The organism is Actinosynnema mirum DSM 43827 (genome assembly GCF_000023245.1).
GTDB lineage: Bacteria > Actinomycetota > Actinomycetes > Mycobacteriales > Pseudonocardiaceae > Actinosynnema > Actinosynnema mirum.
The window spans coordinates 1,673,416-1,691,511 of sequence record NC_013093.1 but is presented as its reverse complement, the minus strand read 5'-3'; the positions used below and the strand labels follow the sequence as shown (position 1 = coordinate 1,691,511).

Sequence of the window (18,096 nt, the reverse complement as noted above, 5' to 3'; positions counted from 1 at the left end):
AGAACCGCACAGTGGATGCGTAGCGTCTTCATGACAAGTCCTCGGCCTATTAGTACCGGTCAACTCCAACCATTACTGGTCTTCCATCTCCGGCCTATCAACCCAATAGTCTCTTGGGGGCCTTAACCCACAAAGGGGTGGGACACCTCATCTAGGAACGAGCTTCCCGCTTAGATGCTTTCAGCGGTTATCCCTTCCGAACGTAGCCAACCAGCAATGCCCTTGGCAGGACAACTGGCACACCAGAGGTTCGTCCGTCCCGGTCCTCTCGTACTAGGGACAGCCTTCCGCAAGTATCCTACGCGCGCGGCGGATAGGGACCGAACTGTCTCACGACGTTCTAAACCCAGCTCGCGTACCGCTTTAATGGGCGAACAGCCCAACCCTTGGGACCTACTCCAGCCCCAGGATGCGACGAGCCGACATCGAGGTGCCAAACCATGCCGTCGATATGGACTCTTGGGCAAGATCAGCCTGTTATCCCCGGGGTACCTTTTATCCGTTGAGCGACCACGCTTCCACAAGCCATGGCCGGATCACTAGTTCCGACTTTCGTCCCTGCTCGACCTGTCGGTCTCACAGTCAAGCCCCCTTGTGCACTTGCACTCGACACCTGATTGCCAACCAGGCTGAGGGAACCTTTGAGCGCCTCCGTTACTCTTTGGGAGGCAACCGCCCCAGTTAAACTACCCACCAGGCACTGTCCCTGATCCGGATCACGGACCGAGGTTAGACATCCAGTACGACCAGAGTGGTATTTCAACGACGACTCCACAACCACTGGCGTGGCCGCTTCACAGTCTCCCACCTATCCTACACAAGCCGAACCGAACACCAATACCAAGCTATAGTAAAGGTCCCGGGGTCTTTCCGTCCTGCCGCGCGTAACGAGCATCTTTACTCGTAGTGCAATTTCGCCGGGCCTGTGGTTGAGACAGTCGAGAAGTCGTTACGCCATTCGTGCAGGTCGGAACTTACCCGACAAGGAATTTCGCTACCTTAGGATGGTTATAGTTACCACCGCCGTTTACTGGCGCTTAAGTTCTCAGCTTCGCCCCGAAGAGCTAACCGGTCCCCTTAACGTTCCAGCACCGGGCAGGCGTCAGTCCGTATACATCGTCTTGCGACTTCGCACGGACCTGTGTTTTTAGTAAACAGTCGCTTCTCGCTGGTCTCTGCGGCCGAAAAATCCTAGCCCGTAAAGGGCTTCAAATCCCTCGGCCCCCCTTCTCCCGAAGTTACGGGGGCATTTTGCCGAGTTCCTTAACCACAGTTCGCCCGATCGCCTCGGTATTCTCTACCTGACCACCTGTGTCGGTTTGGGGTACGGGCCGCGTGAAAGCTCGCTAGAGGCTTTTCTCGGCAGCATGGGATCACTCTACTTCGCCTCAATCGGCTATGCATCACGTCTCAGCCTCATGATGTGCGGATTTGCCTACACATCGGCCTACACGCTTACACCAGTACTACCACTCACTGGCGGAGCTACCCTCCTGCGTCACCCCATCGCTTGACTACTACAAGTTCGGTTCCCGCGCTCCACGTCACCGATCATCCGAAGAATCACGATGGGCTTTGGGCGGTTAGCATCACAAGCCTCGCCATGGGCGCGTTCACACGGGTACGGGAATATCAACCCGTTGTCCATCGACTACGCCTGTCGGCCTCGCCTTAGGTCCCGACTTACCCTGGGCGGATTAGCCTGGCCCAGGAACCCTTGGTCATCCGGCGGCAGAGTTTCTCACTCTGCTTTCGCTACTCATGCCTGCATTCTCACTCGCACAGCCTCCACACCTGGATCACTCCGGCACTTCGCTGGCTGCACGACGCTCCCCTACCCATCAACACATGCGTGTCAATGACACGGCTTCGGCGGTGTGCTTAAGCCCCGCTACATTGTCGGCGCAGGACCACTTGACCAGTGAGCTATTACGCACTCTTTAAAGGGTGGCTGCTTCTAAGCCAACCTCCTGGTTGTCTGTGCGATCCCACATCCTTTCCCACTTAGCACACACTTAGGGGCCTTAGCCGGCGTTCTGGGCTGTTTCCCTCTCGACTACGAAGCTTATCCCCCGCAGTCTCACTGCCGCGCTCTCACGTACCGGCATTCGGAGTTTGGTTGATTTCGGTAAGCTTGTGGGCCCCCTAGACCATCCAGTGCTCTACCTCCGGCACGAAACACACGACGCTGCACCTAAATGCATTTCGGGGAGAACCAGCTATCACGGAGTTTGATTGGCCTTTCACCCCTAACCACAGCTCATCCCCCAGGTTTTCAACCCTGGTGGGTTCGGGCCTCCACGCGGTCTTACCCGCGCTTCACCCTGGCCATGGCTAGATCACTCCGCTTCGGGTCTAGACCACGCGACTCAATCGCCCTATTCGGACTCGCTTTCGCTACGGCTACCCCACACGGGTTAACCTCGCCACGTAGCACTAACTCGCAGGCTCATTCTTCAAAAGGCACGCCGTCACCCCTAAAGGCTCCGACGGATTGTAGGCACACGGTTTCAGGTACTATTTCACTCCCCTCCCGGGGTACTTTTCACCTTTCCCTCACGGTACTAGTCCGCTATCGGTCACCAGGGAGTATTCAGGCTTAGCGGGTGGTCCCGCCAGATTCACAGCAAATTCCACGAGCTCGCTGCTACTTGGGAACACCGTCAGGAGACACTAGGTTTTCGCGTAAGGGGCTCTCACCCTCTACGGCCGCGCTTTCCAGACACGTTCCGCTAACCACAGTGTTTTATGACTCCTCGACCGTCCGGCAGAACGATCAGACAGGTCCCACGACCCCGTACACGCAACCCCTGCCGGGTATCACACGAATACGGTTTAGCCTCTTCCGCTTTCGCTCGCCACTACTCACGGAATCACGGTTGTTTTCTCTTCCTGCGGGTACTGAGATGTTTCACTTCCCCGCGTTCCCTCCACACGCCCTATGTGTTCAGGCGTGGGTGACCCCACATGACTGGGGCCGGGTTTCCCCATTCGGAAATCCTTGGATCTCAGCTCGGTTGACAGCTCCCCAAGGCTTATCGCAGTCTCCTACGTCCTTCATCGGCTCCTGGTGCCAAGGCATCCACCGTATGCCCTTAATAACTTGCCACAAAGATGCTCGCATCCACTGTGCAGTTCTCAAAGAACAAACCGACACTCTCCCTTACCTGCACCGCGCCTGCCATCCCGTATGTCGGATGGTGGTTCGTGGGCTAGGAGAGCCCGATCACTGAAAGACACTCGCGTGTTCTCTCAGGACCCAACAGCGTACCGAACACTCCTCGAAACCCCCGACCGACCCTTCCACACTGCAAGCAGCAGTACTAACTCGGTCGGCAATCCCGATTCACGCATTAGCCAGCATCCACAATATTGAGCTCCACCGGTCGATCGTTCGCCGACCGCGTGGCCTCCGAACCAGCAAGCTGGTCCGCAGATGCTCCTTAGAAAGGAGGTGATCCAGCCGCACCTTCCGGTACGGCTACCTTGTTACGACTTCGTCCCAATCGCCAGTCCCACCTTCGACCGCTCCCCCCCTTGCGGGTTGGGCCACGGGCTTCGGGTGTTACCGACTTTCGTGACGTGACGGGCGGTGTGTACAAGGCCCGGGAACGTATTCACCGCAGCGTTGCTGATCTGCGATTACTAGCGACTCCGACTTCACGGGGTCGAGTTGCAGACCCCGATCCGAACTGAGACCGGCTTTATGGGATTCGCTCCACCTCACGGCTTAGCAGCCCTTTGTACCGGCCATTGTAGCATGTGTGAAGCCCTGGACATAAGGGGCATGATGACTTGACGTCATCCCCACCTTCCTCCGAGTTGACCCCGGCAGTCTCCCATGAGTCCCCGCCATAACGCGCTGGCAACATGGAACGAGGGTTGCGCTCGTTGCGGGACTTAACCCAACATCTCACGACACGAGCTGACGACAGCCATGCACCACCTGTACACCGGCCACAAGGGGGCCAATATCTCTACTGGTTTCCAGTGCATGTCAAGCCCAGGTAAGGTTCTTCGCGTTGCATCGAATTAATCCACATGCTCCGCCGCTTGTGCGGGCCCCCGTCAATTCCTTTGAGTTTTAGCCTTGCGGCCGTACTCCCCAGGCGGGGTGCTTAATGCGTTAGCTGCGGCACGGAGGACGTGGAAGTCCCCCACACCTAGCACCCACCGTTTACGGCGTGGACTACCAGGGTATCTAATCCTGTTCGCTCCCCACGCTTTCGCTCCTCAGCGTCAGTATCGGCCCAGAGACCCGCCTTCGCCACCGGTGTTCCTCCTGATATCTGCGCATTTCACCGCTACACCAGGAATTCCAGTCTCCCCTGCCGAACTCAAGTCTGCCCGTATCGACCGCAGGCTCGGGGTTAAGCCCCAAGTTTTCACGGCCGACGCGACAAACCGCCTACGAGCTCTTTACGCCCAATAATTCCGGACAACGCTCGCACCCTACGTATTACCGCGGCTGCTGGCACGTAGTTAGCCGGTGCTTCTTCTGCAGGTACCGTCACTTGCGCTTCGTCCCTGCTGAAAGAGGTTTACAACCCGAAGGCCGTCGTCCCTCACGCGGCGTCGCTGCATCAGGCTTTCGCCCATTGTGCAATATTCCCCACTGCTGCCTCCCGTAGGAGTCTGGGCCGTGTCTCAGTCCCAGTGTGGCCGGTCACCCTCTCAGGCCGGCTACCCGTCGTCGCCTTGGTAGGCCATTACCCCACCAACAAGCTGATAGGCCGCGGGTCCATCCTGTACCGCCGGAACTTTCCAACCAACCCCATGCGGGGAAGGCTCGTATCCGGTATTAGACCTAGTTTCCCAGGCTTATCCCAGAGTACAGGGCAGGTTACCCACGTGTTACTCACCCGTTCGCCGCTCGTGTACCCCGAAGGGCCTTACCGCTCGACTTGCATGTGTTAAGCACGCCGCCAGCGTTCGTCCTGAGCCAGGATCAAACTCTCCAATAATGAATGAGTTGATCGCTCGGACAACCACTGACATGAATTTGTCAGCTGTCCAGTAACAATCTCAAAGGAATCCTCTTGACGAGGATCATAATTTACTGGCTATTCGGCACGCTGTTGAGTTCTCAAAGAACACACGCTCACCATCTCAAGTCCGCGACGATCCGCGACCCGATCCGGGGCTGGTGTTTCAGGTTTTTCGCCCCGCTCCGTTCCGGTGTTTCCCGGCCCGTTCCGCGCTGGCAGAGAGAAAGTTACACCCATGCCAACGCGGTTACAAATCCGGGCTCCGGAGGGGTGTCTTCGCAGGTAGTACCCGGTGCGGAGGGCCCCAAACCCGCGATCATGTGACCGGGACCACTCAAAAGTGTTGTGCCGAGCCCCGTCCGAGCGCTCACGCGGGGGCGACCGGCAGGTGCACGGTGACCGACAGGCCACCCCCCGGCACCGCCGCTGCCTGCACGTTTCCCCCGTGGGCGGCCACCGCGGCCCGCACGATCGACAGGCCAAGGCCCGTCCCCGTGCGCGCGGTCCGGTCCGCGCCACCGCGCCGGAACGGCTCGAACAGCTTCTCCACCAGCTCCGGCGCGATGAGCTGACCGGACGACGACACCCGCAGCACCGTCCACACCGGCCCGCCCTCGGTGCGCACCTCGACCCACCCGTCCGGCGCGTTGTGCCGCACCGCGTTCTCCAGCAGGTTCCCCGCGATGCGCTCCAGCAGCGCCGGGTCGCCGACCGCGGGCGCCGGGGCGAGGTGGAACACCGGGCGCACCCCGCGCTGCTCGGCCTCGGCCCGCACCGCGCGCCACGCCGACTCCACGAGCGCGGACACGTCCACCGGCTCCCGCACCGCCAGCCCGATGCCGTCCGTGCGCGCGAGCAGCAGCAGCGCGCTCACCAGCTGCTCGGCCCGCAACCCCGCCGAGCGCACCACCCCGGCCATCCGCCGCAGCTCCTCCGCGTCCGCGTCCGGGTCGGACAGCGTCACGTCCAGCTCGGTGCGGATCACCGACAGGGGGGTGCGCAGCTCGTGGGAGGCGTTGGCGACGAACCGCCGCTGCGAGTCGAACGCGGCCTGCAGCCGGTCGAGCATCTCGTCGAAGGTGTCGGCCAGCTCCGCGACCTCGTCGCGCGGGCCGACCAGGCGCAGCCGCTCCCCCAGCGACTCGGCGGAGAGCCTGCGGGCGGCGTCGGTGACCTCGTGCACCGGTCGCAGCACCCGCCCGGTGATCGTCCAGGCCAGCAGCGCGGCGGCGACCACCACGCACAGGAAGGCCACGCTGCCCGAGCGCAGGACGTCGTCCTGGGCCTGCCTGCCGAGGAAGTCCGTGAGGGAGGCCGCGTCGACCTCGACCCCGTCGACGACGACCGTGCTGCCCTCGGGGAAGCGCGGCGACGACTCGACCACCCGGCTGACGAGCATCCAGCCGAGCAGGAGCAGGAGCGCGCTGACGAACGCGACCAGGCCGGTGGCGAGGAGGGTGATCCGCGCGCGCAGCCCCGGCCCCCTGCGGCGGCTCAGCTCAGCCTTCAGCGGAGCCTGCCGTCGGGACTCGGTAACCGGAGCCGACCACGGTGTCGATGATGCCAGGCTCGCCGAGCTTCTTGCGCAGGGTCATGACGGTGACCCGGACGGTCGTGGTGAACGGGTCGGCGTTCTCGTCCCAGACCCGCTCCAGGAGCTCCTCGCTGCTGACCACGGAGCCCTTGGCCGCGAGCAGGACCTCCAGGACGCCGAACTCCTTGCGGGTCAGCTCGACCGGCTGGCCGCCGCGCCGCACGGTGCGGCGGGCCGGGTCCAGCTCGACGTCGCGGGCGGTGAGCAGCGGCGGGGTGGCCGGGGTGGCGCGGCGGGCCAGCGCCCTGACCCGCGCGACCAGCTCGGGGAACGCGAACGGCTTGGCCAGGTAGTCGTCCGCGCCGAGGGACAGGCCCTCGACGCGGTCCTCGATCCCGGAGCTGGCGGTCAGCATCATGACCCTGGTGAGCGCCCCCGAGCTGAGGATCTCCCCGCACAGCTCGTCGCCGGACATGCCGGGCAGGTCGCGGTCGAGCACGACCACGTCGTAGCGGGTGACCGAGGACTTCTCGTGCCCGCTCTCCCCGTCGTAGGCCACGTCCACGGCCATGCCCTCGCGCCGCAGGCCGCGCGCGATCGCGTCGGCCAGTGGCGCCTCGTCCTCGACTACCAGGATGCGCACGCCGACAAAGGTGCCACAGGCACCTGAGAGGGCGCTTAGCGAGGGCTGTCGCCCGGCTGGGCGTGCTGGTCGGCGGCCTCGCGCCTGGCCCGCTTGGCGCGCCGGGGCGCGCCGCTCTGCTCCACCACGACCGTCTGGGCGTTCTGGAGCGGGCGGAGCTGGAGCAGCACGGGGTGCTCCTCGGCGAGGCGGGCCGCGTTGAGCAGGGAGCGCAGCGCGGCGCTCTCGCCCCTGGCGCGCTCCAGGGCGGCGCGGCCCTCGGCGCGGGCGGTGATCTCGGCGATGGCGGCGCGGCGCGGCTCGGGCGGCATGACGACGTCGCGGATCGCCACCTCGCGCACCTCCACGCCGATCTCGTCCACCAGGGGGCGCAGGCCCTCGTGCAGCTCGGCGGCGATGGCGGCGCGCTCGGGGTCGATCCGGTCGTGGGCGCGGGCGGCGACGGCGGCGCGCAGGCGCAGCCGGCAGGCGAGGTGGAGCACCTGGGTGGGCGAGTCGGCGGCCAGCACGTGCCGGGAGGCGTCCACCACGGCGTAGGTGAGCGCGGGCGTGACGCGGACGTGGACGCCGTCGGCGGTGGGGATCTCCTGGGCTGAGGGCGTGCTCACCTGGAGGCGGGTGTCGGCCCGGCGCAGCTCGTCGCGGCGGCTCACGCGGTGCCCGCCCGGCCCGAGCTCGCCGACGTGCTCCCCGTCGCGGAAGCGCACGGCGCGGTGCCACGGCATGACGACGGCCTTCACGGTTCCCCCTCGACTCCGCTCCCCCACGCGTCGACCCCCGCGACGCGGGCGCCCGGCGGGGACCTCGGGGGTCCGCTCGGCCGGGCGCCTGCTCCTGTCACGGGGGTCGGCGGCTCAGGATGGGTGAAGCATCTCTGCTGCCCGCTCCGACGCGCGGGACCGAGGTGGGCAGAGCCGTCTCGACCGCTGGCGGGCGGGGGGGGAACGTTAGACCGGCTACTTGCGGGCCGTCGCCTCGTTTTCCGAGGGCTGCTCGGCGACGACCCACTCGGTGATGCGGCGGGCCACGTCCTGCGCGGTGAGCCCGAGGTCGGCGAGGACCTCGGCGCGCTCGGCGTGGTCGTGGAACGCCTGCGGCACGCCCACGTCGCGCAGCGGGGTCTCCACGTCGGCGTCGCGCAGCGCGGCGGCCAGGGTCCAGCCGAAGCCGCCGTGCCGTCCGCCGTCCTCGACGGTGACGACGAGTCGGTGGTTCGCCGCCATGGCGACCAGCTCCGGCGGCACCGGGTAGATCCAGCGCGGGTCGACCACGGTGACGCCGATGCCCTGGTCGGCGAGCTTGCGGGCGGCGGCCAGGCCCAGCTCGCCGAAGGCGCCGACGGCCACGAGCAGCACGTCGTCGCCGTCGCGGCTGAGCACGTCCACCGAGCCGATCCGCTCGACGGCGGGCAGGTCCGCGCCCACGGAGGCCTTGGGGTAGCGGATGACCGTGGGGGCGTCGTCGACCGCGACGGCCTCGCGCAGCTCCTCGGCGAGGGTGCCCGCGTCACGCGGGGCGGCCACCCGGACGCCGGGGATCACGCCGAGGATCGACAGGTCCCACATGCCGTGGTGGGACGCGCCGTCCGGGCCGGTGATGCCCGCGCGGTCGAGCACGACGGTGACGCCCTGGCGGTGCAGCGCCACGTCGAGCAGGAGCTGGTCGAAGGCCCGGTTGAGGAACGTCGCGTAGATCGCGACGACCGGGTGCATCCCGCCCATGGCCAGGCCGGCGGCCGAGGTCATGGCGTGCTGCTCGGCGATGCCGACGTCGAAGCAGCGGTCCGGGAAGGCCGCGGCGAACTTGTCCAGCCCCGTCGGGCCGCGCATCGCGGCGGTGATGGCGACGAGGTCCTCGCGCTCGCCGCCGAGCGCGGCCAGTTCGTCCGCGAAGACGTGCGTCCAGGTGCGCTTGGACGGGCTGAGGTTCTCGCCGGTGATCGGGTCGATGACGCCGGTGGCGTGCATCTGGTCGGCCTCGTGGTTCTCGGCCGGGGCGAAGCCGTTGCCCTTGCGGGTGACGGTGTGCACGATGACCGGCCCGCCGAACGACTTGGCGCGGTGCAGCGCGGACTCCACGGCGGCGATGTCGTGGCCGTCGACCGGTCCGAGGTACTTCAGGCCGAGGTCCTCGAACATGGCCTGCGGGCTGATGGCGTCCTTGATGCCGCGCTTGGCGGCGTGCAGGGCGGCGTAGAGGGGCTTGCCCAGGATCGGGGCCGACTGGAGCGCGGACTTGCCGCGCTCCAGGGCCCGCTCGTAGCCGGGCTGCAGGCGCAGGGAGGTGAGGTGGTCGGCGAGGCCGCCGATGGTGGGCGAGTAGGAGCGGCCGTTGTCGTTGACGACGATCACCACGGGCCGGTCGGCGCCCGAGGCGATGTTGTTGAGCGCCTCCCAGCACATGCCGCCGGTGAGGGCGCCGTCGCCGACGAGGGCGACGACGTGCCGGTCCCGCTGGCCGGTGAGCTGGTAGGCCTTGGCCAGGCCGTCCGCGTAGGACAGCGCGGTGGAGGCGTGGCTGTTGCCCTCGACGTCGTGCTCGGACTCCTCGCGGGACGGGTAGCCGGACAGGCCGCCCTTCTTGCGCAGGGTGTCGAAGCCCTCGCGCCGACCGGTGAGGATCTTGTGCACGTAGCTCTGGTGCCCGGTGTCGAACACCACCGAGTCGTGCGGCGAGTCGAAGACCCGGTGCATGGCGATGGTCAGCTCGACGACCCCGAGGTTGGGGCCGAGGTGCCCGCCGGTGCGGGAGACCTTGTCGATCAGGAATCGGCGGACCTCGTCGGCCAGCGCGGCGAGTTGGTCGTGGTCAAGCCGTTTCAGGTCAGCCGGTCCGTTGACGGATTCCAGCAGCGACACCGCTTCCACCTCGTGTCCTGGGGGGTTGGTCCTTGCTCGTCCGGCCAGTCTACGGACCACCCGTTGAGACGCCCTGCCTCGTGCCCGGTCAGTCACCGCGCGTGAACAGGGCGACGCACTCGACGTGGTGCGTCATCGGGAACGCGTCGAACGCCCTGAGCTGGGCCAACCGGTAGCCGTGACCGGCGAGCAGGGCGACGTCCCTGGCCAGGGCCGCGGGGTCGCAGGCGACGTACACCACCCTGGCGGGGCGGCGCGCGGCGACGGCGTCGAGGACCGCGGCGCCCGCGCCCTTGCGGGGCGGGTCGAGGACGACGACGGAGGGTGACCGGTCGGTGAACGGCGCGCGGGTGACGGAGTCCTCCACCCGGCCCACGTGCCACTTCACCTGCGGCAGGTCGGCGAGGGCGCGCTGCCCGTCGCGGACGGCGTTCGTGGCGGACTCGACCACCTCGACGGAACCGGTCTCGCCGACCTGGGCGGCCAGGACGGACGCGAACAGGCCCGCGCCGCCGTACAGGTCCCAGGCGTGGTCGCCGGGCTCGCAGGCGGCCCACTCGCCGACGACGCGGGCGAACGTGTCGGCCGCGTGCGGGTGGACCTGCCAGAAGCCGTCGGCGCGCACCAGCCAGTCGCGGTCCGCGGCGCGCTCGACGGCGCCGCCGCTGCCCCTGCGCAGCTTGGACGGGCCGGGCGTCGGCCGCCTGCCGCCCCTGCGCTGGGCGGGGGCGATCTCGGTGACGTGCTGCTTGCCGGTGGAGTCGAGCGTGACGGCCAGCTCGGAGCCGGGCCGCCAGGCGCGGTCGAGCACGTCGTCCAGCGCGTGGGGCGCGGCGATCACGCAGTGGTCGACCGGGATCACGTCGTGGCTGTGGTGGCCCCGGAAGCCGGGCTTGCCGTCGCGGCCGACGGCGAGCCGCAGCCGGGTGCGCCAGTCGCGGTGGCCGCCGGGCAGCGGCTCGACCACCACCTCGCGCTCCACGCCCGCGAGGCGCTGGAGCTGCTCGGCGACGACGGCGGCCTTGAGGTCGCGCTGGGCGCCCCAGGAGGCGTGCTGCCAGTCGCAGCCGCCGCACATGCCCGGTCCGGAGAACGGGCACGGCGGGGTGACCCGGTCCGGGCTGGACCGCAGGACCTCGACGGCGTCGCCGCGGCAGAACGAGCCTCCGTTGTCGGAGGTGATCAGGACGCGGACGAGCTCGCCGGGCAGCGCGTGCCGGACGAAGATCACCCGACCCTCGTGCCGGGCCACGCAGTGGCCGCCGTGGGCGACCGCCCCGACCTCGACCTCGACTACCTGCTTCAGCCAGGTTGTGGTGCTCACTCGCCACTCCGGTTCTTCGTTCGCTGTTCGAGGTCGCGCTGGTCGAGGCCCCTGCGGACCTGGCCGGGAGCCAGCGCGTCGTCCCGGTGCGTCACCCTGTGGGAGGACGCGAGCTGCCAAGGCACGCTGGTGACCATCACGCCGGGCTCGAAGAGCAGCCTGCCCTTGAGCCGCAGCGCGCTCTGGTTGTGCAGGATGGACTCCCACCAGCGGCCGACCACGTACTCGGGGATGAAGACGGTGACCACGTCGCGCGGGTTCGCGGTGCGGATGCGCTTGACGTAGTCCAGGACCGGCTTGGTGATCTCGCGGTAGGGCGACTCGACCACCTTCAGCGGGACCTTGAAGCCCTCCTTCTCCCACGCCCGCACCAGCTTGCGGGTGTCGCCGTCGTCCACGTTGACGGTGACCGCCTCCAGCACGTCCGGCCGGGTCGCCTTGGCGTAGGCCAGCGCCCGCAGGGTCGGCATGTGCAGGGTGGACACCAGCACGATCGCGTGGTTGCGGGAGGGCAGCAGCTTCTGCCGCTCCTCCTGGCGCAGCTCCTCGGCGACCCGGTCGTAGTGCCCGCGGATGGCGGTCATCAGGGCGTAGATGGCGGCCATGGCGGCGATCGCGATCCAGGCGCCCTTGGTGAACTTGGTCAGCAGCACCACGACCAGCACGGACGCGGTCATCGCCAGGCCGATCGCGTTGATGACCCTGGAGCGGCGCATCCGGGCGCGGCGCTCGGGGGCGTCCTCGTCGGCCAGCAGCCGGGTCCAGTGCCGGATCATGCCGAGCTGGCTCATCGTGAACGAGACGAACACGCCGACGATGTAGAGCTGGATGAGCTTGGTGACCTCGGCGTCGAACGCGACCACGAGCACGATCGCCGCGCCCGCGAGGAACACGATGCCGTTGCTGAACGCGAGCCGGTCGCCGCGGGTGTGCAGCTGGCGCGGCAGGTAGCGGTCCTGGGCGAGGATCGAGCCGAGCACGGGGAAGCCGTTGAACGCGGTGTTCGCGGCCAGGACCAGGATCAGGGCGGTGACGACGGCGATGAAGAAGAAGCCGGCGGGGAAGCCGTCGAAGACCGCGCCCGCGATCTGGGCGATCATGGTCTTCTGCTCGTAGCCCTCGGGGGCCCCGACGATCTGCTCCTTCGGGTGCTCGGCCATCCGCACGCCGGTGAGCTGGGCGAGGGCGATCAGGCCCATCAGCATCACGACCGCGACGCCGCCCATCATCAGCAGCGTGGTGGCGGCGTTGCGGGACTTGGGCTTGCGGAACGCGGGCACGCCGTTGCTGATGGCCTCGACGCCGGTGAGGGCCGCGCAGCCGGAGGAGAAGGCGCGCAGGACCAGGAACACGAACGCGAAGCCCGCGAGGTCGTCGTGCTCGGCCCGGATGACCAGGTCGGCGGACTCGGCGCGCATCTCGTCGCCCAGGACGAGCGCGCGCACCAGGCCGTAGCCGATCATCAGGAGCACGCCGCCCATGAAGGCGTAGGTCGGGATGGCGAAGGCGCCGCCGGACTCGCGGATGCCGCGCAGGTTCACGGCGGTGAGCAGGACGATCGCGACGACCGCGAACTCGACCTTGTGCGTGGCCACGAAGGGGATGGCCGAACCGATGTTGGCCGCCGCCGAGGAGATGGAGACCGCGACGGTGAGGATGTAGTCCACCAGCAGCGCGCTGGCGACCGTGAGGCCCGCCCTGCGGCCCAGGTTGACCGTGGCGACCTCGTAGTCGCCGCCGCCGGAGGGGTAGGCGTGCACGTTCTGCCGGTAGCTGGCGACCACGACGAGCATCACCAGCACCACGACCACGCCCACCCACGGGGCCATCGCGTAGGCCGACAGGCCCGCCACCGACAGCACCAGGAAGATCTCCTCCGGCGCGTACGCGACGGAGGACATGGCGTCCGAGGCGAACACCGGCAGCGCGATCCGCTTGGGCAGGAGGGTGTGGGCGAGCCGGTCGCTGCGGAAGGGCCTGCCGACCAGCAGGCGCTTGGCCGCGGTTGCGAGCTTGGACACGGGGGGTAAGCGTACGGGGTCACCTCCCCTGCTCGGAGTAGTCGTGGGTAGGTTCTGCCGGAAGGCGTCGCTCAGGAGGCAACGTGCACGTGGTGATCATGGGATGCGGCCGGGTCGGCTCCTCCCTGGCCAAGGCGCTGGAGCGCCTCGACCACCAGGTCTCGGTGATCGACAAGGACGCCCAGTCCTTCCGCAGGCTCGGCCCCGACTTCCACGGGCAGCAGGTGGTCGGCAACGGCTTCGACCGGGCGGTGCTGGTGGAGGCGGGCATCGAGCGGGCGGGCGCCTTCGCCGCCGTGTCCAGCGGCGACAACTCCAACATCATCTCCGCGCGGGTCGCGCGCGAGACGTTCGGCGTCGAGGCCGTCGTGGCCCGGATCTACGACGAGCGGCGGGCCGCCGTGTACGAGCGGCTGGGCATCCCGACCGTGGCGACGGTGCCGTGGAGCACCGACCGGTTCCTGCGGATGCTGCTGCCGGAGGGGGCGTCCACGGCCTGGCGCGACCCGTCCGGCACGGTCGCGGTGCTGCCGCTGGACCCGCACGAGGACTGGGTGGGCCACCCGGTCAGCGAGTTCGAGGCGGTGACCGGCTGCCGGGTGGCGTTCGTCATGCGGTTCGGCACCGGCGTGCTGCCCGGACCGAGGACGCTGCTCCAGGCCGACGACGTGGTGTACGTGGCCGCGCTGTCCGGCACCATCACCGACGTCGCCTCGGCCGCGGCCCAGGCCCCCGAGGAGGGCTGATGAGGATCGCCATCGCAGGCGCGGGCGCGGTGGGGCGCTCCATCGCGCAGGAGCTGGTCGCGGACGGGCACCAGGTGATGCTGATCGAGCGGGACCGGGCGCACTTCGAGCCGCACACCGTCGAGCAGGCCGAGTGGGTGCAGGCCGACGCGTGCGAGCTGTCCTCGCTGGAGGACGCCGGGCTCCAGCTGTGCGACGTGGTCATCGCGGCCACCGGGGACGACAAGGTCAACCTGGTGGTGTCGCTGCTGGCGAAGACCGAGTTCGCGGTGCGGCGGGTCGTGGCGCGGATCAACGTGCCCAGCAACGAGTGGCTGTTCACCAAGGCGTGGGGGGTGGACGTGGCGGTGTCGACGCCGCGCATCCTGTCCGCGCTGGTGGAGGAGGCGGTCACGGTCGGGGACGTGGTGCGGCTGGTGACGCTCCAGCAGGGGCAGGCGAACCTGGTGGAGATCACGCTCACCGAGGACACGCCGCTGGCCGGGACGCCGGTGCGGGACCTGGCGCTGCCCAGGGACGCGGCGCTGGTGACGATCCTGCGCGGCGGGCGGGTGATCGTGCCGACCCCGGACGACGCGCTGGAGGGCGGGGACGAGCTGCTGTTCGTGGCGGCGCAGGACGTGGAGCGGGAGATCAGGACGGCGCTCGGGTACTGAGGGCGTCGTGCGCGAGGGGCCCCGGAACCAGTGGTTCCGGGGCCCCTCGGGTCTTTCCGGCGGGTCTTCTGCGGCTGCGACGCCCGTGCGGCGCGGCTAGCGCTGACCGGGCGTGCCGGAGCGGTCCGGCGCCTCGACGTCGGCCGGGTCGCCCGCGACCTCGGTCCGGGGCTCGGGCGCCGCCTGCCCCGCCGGGTCGCCGTAGCGGGCGCGCAGGCGCTCCTCCTCGGCCGCCTCCTCGGCCTCGGCGCCCTCCTTGAGGGCCGCCAGGCGCTTGTCGGAGCGGCGGACCGCCCAGACCGTCGTGGCCACGGCGATCGCCATCAGCGGGTAGCCCATCGCGATGCGGGCGAACGCCAGCCAGCCGACCGAGGCCTCGTCGTAGAGCCAGCGCTGCACCGCGAAGCGGGACAGGAACACCAGCGCCCACACCAGGGTGGCGATGTCGTAGTCGCGGACCGACGCCTTGTCCTCGCGCCACGCGCGGCCCTGCCCGTTGAGGAAGGACCAGACGACGCCTGCCAGCGGCCAGCGCAGCGCGATGGACAGCAGGAACGCGCCGCCGTAGACCAGGCTCTGCCAGATGCCGAAGAGGAAGAAGCCCTTGGCCGAACCGGTGCGGTAGGCGATGAACGCCGCGAGGCCCACGCCGAACACGGCGGAGATCGCGGGCTGGATCGAGCCCTTGCGCTTGGCCAGCACGACGCCGATCACGAACGCGGCGCCGAGGGCGCTCCAGATGGCGGGCACCAGGCCCGCGAAGGAGTTCACCAGGACGAAGACGACGACCGGGAGCGCGGAGCAGGCAAGGCCGACGACCCCGCCCATCTGCTCCAGCATGGTCGGCTGCGCCTCGGGCTGCTCCGGCTGCTCGGGGTGGTTGTCGGGGTGGTCGGACTTGTTCGCTCGGGTCATGAAGCCGTCTGCAACTCGTAGTAGGGGTTGTAGAGGACCTTGCGGCCGTCGCGGACCGCGATGCGGCCCTTGGCCTTGATCGTGCGGCCCGGCTCGATGCCCGCGATGCGGCGGCGTCCGAGCCAGACCAGCGTCACGCCCTCGGTGCCGTCGTACAGCTCGGCCTCCAGCGTCGCGGCGGCGTCGCGCGGGCACAGCTCGACGCTGCGCAGCCTGCCCATCACCGTCACCTGCTCGCCGGACTTGCAGTCGCACGCGCGGACCGCGCCGACCTCCGCGGCTTTTCGCGAGAGGTCGTCGGCGTCGAGCTCGCTGACGTCGGTGGTGAGCCGACGTACGAGGCGACGCCAGTAACCGCCCCCGGAACTAGCCATCCCCGACTCCTGGGTGCTGTGGGTGCGGGGCCTCGACGCCGAGGCCCCATCTGCTCGTCAGGGTAACCGTGCACACCCGTTCGGGTATCCGACCGGGGGAGGATGTGGGGTCGTGAACAACACAACCGTCCTGATGGTGCCGGGAACCGCCTCGGACGAGGTCTTCGTGCGCTCGGTGTTCGCCGGACCGGTGGGTCGGGCGGGTGGTCGGCTGGTGGCGGTGACGAGCGCGACGGTGGCCGGGCACCTCGCGGCGCTGGACGCCGGACCTGCGCGTTTCGTCGTGGGCGGGGTGTCGCTGGGGGCGCACGTGGCGGTGCGGTGGGCGGCGCGGAACCCGGAGCGGTGCCTGGGGCTGCTGCTGGCGCTGCCCGCCTGGACCGGGCCGCCGGAGGGCGCTCCCGCCGCGCTGTCGGCGCTCGCGAGCGCGGCGGCGGTGGAGGCGGGGCGGGCTGCGGCGGGACAGGCCCAGGCGGGAAGGTCCGGGGCGGGAGGGACCGGGGCCGGTGGCGCGGTGGACGCGGGTGTCGAGAGCGCGCTGCGCGGGGTGACCGGCTGGCTGGGCGAGGAGCTGCGGCGGGCCTGGACCCGGCACGGCGACCGGCTGGTCCCGGTGCTGCGCGCGGCGGCGGCCTCGGACGGGCCGACCCCGGCGGAGCTGGCCGGGGTGCGGGCGCCGGTGGGGATCGCGGCGTGCGTCGACGACCCGGTGCACCCGCTGGACGTGGCGGAGCTGTGGGGGCGGACCGCGCCGGGCGCGGTGGTGCGGCGGATCGGCCTGGCCGACCTCGGGCGCGACCGGGAGAGCCTGGGCGCGGCGGCGGTGGCGGCGTGGGCCGAGTCGGCGGGCAGGGCCGGAGCGCTGCCAACAGTTGGCGGTTGACTGTTGGCAGCACCCTCGGACAGCTCGCCCCGGCGTCGCTCCGACCGCGGCGCCTACTGCTCCTGCTGCTGGGCGGCGATGTGCCGGGCGATCGCCTCCGGCAGCTCGACCGGCAGCGGGGTGCGCACGGGCATCGGCTGGGTGCCGCGCACGACCACGGTGTAGCGGAGCAGGTCGCGCAGCGCCATCAGCGCCTGCTCGGCCTGCTCCTCCGAGGGGGCCGCCGCGACGCCGCGCAGCATCCACCTCGGGCCGTCCACGCCCACGAACCGCAGGTGCACCTCGGGCGAGCGGGCGGTGATCTCCTCGCCCCACTCGCCGTTGAGCCGGTTGATCCGGAAGTTGTCGCCCTTGAGCTGGGTGATCAGCTCGGCGCTCACCTCCGGCCACAGCCGCTCGGTCTTCGGGGCCGCGAAGGCGCTCACGGTCAGCTGGCCCACCGGGGTCAGCAGGTGCACCGCGCGGACCGCGCCCGTCGGGTCCATCTCGACCTGCAGCTGCACGCCGTCCGGCACGGGCAGCTGGACCGAGCCGAGGTCCAACCGGTTGATCCCGTCCTCCGGCGCCTGCGTGGAGTCGAACGGGCCGGTGGCCTCCTCGCCCTCCTCCATCAGCAGGTCGTCCTCGCCACCCCGGTTCGTGGAGTGCCGACCGCGCTTGCGGCGCCGTCCGAACATCGCCTCACCCCTTAGTCCGGGCGAGCACCGAGTGCCCGCCAGTAGAGCCGTAGCCGCCGTCGCCGCGCTCGGACTCCGGCAGCTCGTCGACTTCGCGGAACACCGCGTGCTCCACCTTCTGCACCACCAGCTGGGCGATCCGGTCGCCCCGGCTCAGCACCACCGGTTCGCGCAGGTCGTGGTTGACGAGGCAGACCTTGATCTCGCCCCGGTAGCCCGCGTCGATCGTCCCCGGCGTGTTCACCACGCTCAGCCCCACCCTGGCGGCGAGCCCCGACCTCGGGTGCACGAAGCCCGCGTACCCCAGGGGCAGCGCGATGGCCACGCCGGTGCCGACCACGGCGCGCTCGCCGGGTTCGATCACCACGTCGGACGTGGTGACCAGGTCGGCGCCCGCGTCACCCGGCCGGGCGTAGGACGGGGGCGGGACTGAGGGATCGAGCCGGGACAACAGGACCTCGACGCTGGGCACGGCGC

Annotated in this window: 13 protein-coding genes and 2 rRNA genes; 3 read left to right on the top strand and 12 right to left on the bottom strand. The window is 69.0% G+C overall.

All coding sequences use genetic code 11. The features are described from left to right. Positions 1-29 precede the first annotated feature (29 nt). The 8 genes from AMIR_RS07670 to AMIR_RS07635 all read right to left on the bottom strand — a co-directional run bounded on the left by AMIR_RS07670 (position 30) and on the right by AMIR_RS07635 (position 13,368). Positions 30-3,109: ribosomal RNA gene (locus tag AMIR_RS07670) — 23S ribosomal RNA — on the bottom strand. A 338-nt stretch (positions 3,110-3,447) separates the two neighbouring features. Further along, positions 3,448-4,964, bottom strand: a 16S ribosomal RNA gene (locus AMIR_RS07665). The 16S and 23S rRNA genes sit together here, the layout of an rRNA operon. A 391-nt stretch (positions 4,965-5,355) precedes the next feature. Then, entirely contained in the window at positions 5,356-6,387 is a 1,032-nt protein-coding gene (locus AMIR_RS07660) for a sensor histidine kinase (RefSeq protein ID WP_015800368.1), read from the bottom strand. A 100-nt stretch (positions 6,388-6,487) separates the two neighbouring features. Beyond that, positions 6,488-7,165 carry a response regulator transcription factor gene (locus AMIR_RS07655; RefSeq protein WP_015800367.1) on the bottom strand — a complete coding sequence of 226 codons (678 nt, stop codon included), beginning with the start codon at positions 7,163-7,165 and terminating at the stop codon, positions 6,488-6,490. A gap of 35 nt (positions 7,166-7,200) precedes the next feature. Continuing rightward, entirely contained in the window at positions 7,201-7,905 is a 705-nt protein-coding gene (locus AMIR_RS07650; RefSeq protein ID WP_015800366.1) for a slipin family protein, read from the bottom strand. Between the two features lie 216 nt (positions 7,906-8,121). Next, positions 8,122-10,023: a 1-deoxy-D-xylulose-5-phosphate synthase gene (gene dxs, locus AMIR_RS07645; protein WP_015800365.1), complete on the bottom strand. Its 1,902-nt coding sequence runs from the start codon at positions 10,021-10,023 to the stop codon at positions 8,122-8,124. A gap of 88 nt (positions 10,024-10,111) precedes the next feature. Further along, complete coding sequence (locus AMIR_RS07640; RefSeq protein ID WP_015800364.1) at positions 10,112-11,347, bottom strand: class I SAM-dependent RNA methyltransferase; 1,236 nt, start codon at positions 11,345-11,347, stop codon at positions 10,112-10,114. Beyond that, entirely contained in the window at positions 11,344-13,368 is a 2,025-nt protein-coding gene (locus tag AMIR_RS07635; RefSeq protein WP_015800363.1) for an APC family permease, read from the bottom strand. Before AMIR_RS07635 ends, AMIR_RS07640 begins: the two co-directional genes overlap by 4 nt. Before the next feature lie 83 nt (positions 13,369-13,451). Between AMIR_RS07635 and AMIR_RS07630 the strand changes: the two genes are divergently transcribed. Then, the gene (locus AMIR_RS07630) at positions 13,452-14,114 is read left to right on the top strand and encodes a potassium channel family protein (protein WP_015800362.1); all 663 of its coding nucleotides are present in this window, start codon (positions 13,452-13,454) and stop codon (positions 14,112-14,114) included. Then, entirely contained in the window at positions 14,114-14,770 is a 657-nt protein-coding gene (locus AMIR_RS07625) for a potassium channel family protein (protein WP_015800361.1), read from the top strand. Before AMIR_RS07630 ends, AMIR_RS07625 begins: the two co-directional genes overlap by 1 nt. A 96-nt stretch (positions 14,771-14,866) precedes the next feature. Here the strand turns inward: AMIR_RS07625 and AMIR_RS07620 are convergent, their stop codons facing one another. Together AMIR_RS07620 and AMIR_RS07615 are read right to left on the bottom strand one after the other, a co-directional pair. After that, positions 14,867-15,685, bottom strand: a complete 819-nt coding sequence (locus AMIR_RS07620) for a DUF3159 domain-containing protein (protein ID WP_015800360.1) — start codon at positions 15,683-15,685, stop codon at positions 14,867-14,869. Further along, positions 15,682-16,059, bottom strand: coding sequence for an OB-fold nucleic acid binding domain-containing protein (locus AMIR_RS07615; RefSeq protein ID WP_015800359.1), 378 nt, complete (start codon positions 16,057-16,059; stop codon positions 15,682-15,684). The genes AMIR_RS07620 and AMIR_RS07615 overlap by 4 nt, the downstream gene beginning before the upstream one ends. Positions 16,060-16,171: 112 nt before the next feature. Between AMIR_RS07615 and AMIR_RS07610 the strand changes: the two genes are divergently transcribed. After that, positions 16,172-16,942, top strand: a complete 771-nt coding sequence (locus AMIR_RS07610; RefSeq protein ID WP_015800358.1) for an alpha/beta fold hydrolase — start codon at positions 16,172-16,174, stop codon at positions 16,940-16,942. Between the two features lie 53 nt (positions 16,943-16,995). Here the strand turns inward: AMIR_RS07610 and AMIR_RS07605 are convergent, their stop codons facing one another. Then, positions 16,996-17,619: a DUF3710 domain-containing protein gene (locus AMIR_RS07605; RefSeq protein WP_015800357.1), complete on the bottom strand. Its 624-nt coding sequence runs from the start codon at positions 17,617-17,619 to the stop codon at positions 16,996-16,998. Positions 17,620-17,623: 4 nt separating this feature from the next. Next, positions 17,624-18,091, bottom strand: coding sequence for a dUTP diphosphatase (gene dut / locus AMIR_RS07600; RefSeq protein ID WP_015800356.1), 468 nt, complete (start codon positions 18,089-18,091; stop codon positions 17,624-17,626). Positions 18,092-18,096 lie beyond the last annotated feature (5 nt).

Bases quoted from the DNA above. Each gene is read 5' to 3' on its own strand.
- AMIR_RS07605 (WP_015800357.1), bottom strand. From the start codon at position 17,619: ATGTTCGGACGGCGCCGCAAGCGCGGTCGGCACTCCACGAACCGGGGT.
- AMIR_RS07660 (WP_015800368.1), bottom strand. From the start codon at position 6,387: ATGCTCGTCAGCCGGGTGGTCGAGTCGTCGCCGCGCTTCCCCGAGGGC.
- AMIR_RS07625 (WP_015800361.1), top strand. From the start codon at position 14,114: ATGAGGATCGCCATCGCAGGCGCGGGCGCGGTGGGGCGCTCCATCGCG.
- AMIR_RS07615 (WP_015800359.1), bottom strand. From the start codon at position 16,059: ATGGCTAGTTCCGGGGGCGGTTACTGGCGTCGCCTCGTACGTCGGCTC.
- AMIR_RS07620 (WP_015800360.1), bottom strand. From the start codon at position 15,685: ATGACCCGAGCGAACAAGTCCGACCACCCCGACAACCACCCCGAGCAG.